Source organism: Bathymodiolus azoricus thioautotrophic gill symbiont (assembly GCF_001298715.1).
Lineage (GTDB): Bacteria > Pseudomonadota > Gammaproteobacteria > PS1 > Pseudothioglobaceae > Thiodubiliella.
Genome location: NZ_CDSC02000024.1, coordinates 1 through 1,703 on the forward strand (window position 1 = coordinate 1; position 1,703 = coordinate 1,703).

Below are 1,703 nucleotides of genomic sequence, written 5' to 3' on the forward strand. Positions count from 1 at the left end.
TGAGTTATTTTCAGGGAAAGTAGTTGACTTATTAATGGCTTAGAAACAATTGCACTTAATGTGCGAATTCAAGACATATTTTTATTCATTCCTTTTTATTCAAAGATCAACGCCTACAACCTGAACTTCTGCTAGAGACAGATAATTCTTGTCAAGCAACTGGATTCTAACATAGCGACCTTGTTTGCCTGGTGCGTCTAATTTAATAGTCTTTTTAGGATTAGGCGCAACATGGAAGTCTTGTTGATAAGTGTGGGTACTGAAGTCTGCCTTATCAGAAATACTAACTTGGTAGTTGCTTAGTCTATCTGCACAGCAATCAGTGCGGTTGTAGATAATGATTTCATTGATGTTTTTCTTACTGCCTAGATCAACTTGCCACCAAGCGCCTTGTTCTTTTTTGGTGTGGGTTATGCTATTGGTATACCAAACACCTTGGGTGTCCCCGTTAACTGCTTTTGAGGCATGATAACGAACCGTCTCATAGTAATTGCTGGATTGTGTGGCAGGTTTTCCAAGCGCTAGATTGTAACCAGAGGCAGAGGCGTATGCGCCCCCATAACGTGGGTCACCCCATGTCCTGATTGATCCATCGGGCTTAACAGCAGTAAAGGCATATGCATTTGAATAAATCTCGGCATAGCCTTTGTCAGTGGGTGCCTTTGTGTGTTTACTCTTTAAGCCACTCCACGGATGATCTAAGTCACCCCACGACGCAATTGAGCCATCGGCTTTAAGGGCAGCAAAGGCTCTATGGGTAGAATAAATTTTGATATACCCTTTGCCAATGGGTGCGTCGGGTGCGTTTTTGCCTCCACTATCTATGTCACCCCATGTTGTAATTGAGCCATCAGCTCCAAGGGCAGCAAAGGCATATTCATTTGAAGAAATTTCGGTATAGCCACTGCCATCGGGTGCGTCTGCGCCTCCAGCAAATGAATCTCCCCACGCTACGATTGAACCATCGGCTTTAAGGGCGGCAAAGGCATTGGTAGTTGAATAAATCTTGGTATAGCCACTGCCAGAGGGTATATTTGTGTTGTCTACATCACCCCACGCCACGATTGAACCATCGGCTTTAAGGGCAGCAAAGGCATATTCATTTGAAGAAATTTCGGTATAGCCACTGCCATCGGGTGCGTTTTCGCCTTTATTATTTGGACTACCCCACGTTGTAATTGAACCATCGGCTCTAAGGGCAGCAAAGGCATCAGTAGTTGAATAAATCTTGGTATAACTGCCATCGGGTGCATTTGCGCCTCCAGTATGTGGGTTACCCCACACCTTGATTGAGCCATCATGTGCAAGGGCAGCAAAGGCATATGCATTTGAATAAATCTCGGTATAACCTTCGCCAACGGGTGCGTCTGTACCTCCATTATCTGAGTTGCCCCATACCTTGATTGAGCCATCGGCTCTAAGAGCGGCAAAGGCACTAGCAGTTGAGGAAATCTTAGTATAACCTTTTTTAGTGGGTGCATTGGGTGCGTCTGTACCTCCATTTTTTAAGCTACCCCATGTCGAAATTGAACCGTCAGCTTTAAGGGCGGCAAAGGCAAATCCATTTGAATAAATTTTGGTATAACCACTATCAGCGGGTGCTTTTTTGCCTCCAAAATGTGGGTTACCCCACGCCATGATTGAGCCATCGGCTTTAATGGCGGCAAAAGCCATCTTATTAGCATAATTTGGCGCATTAATAG

At 44.7% G+C, this 1,703-nt stretch carries 1 protein-coding gene; it reads right to left on the bottom strand.

What is annotated here, in order from left to right:
- Positions 1–99 precede the first annotated feature (99 nt).
- The coding region (locus BAZSYMA_RS00425) for a discoidin domain-containing protein (RefSeq protein WP_206599431.1) at positions 100–1,703 on the bottom strand (1,604 nt) is incomplete at its 5' end.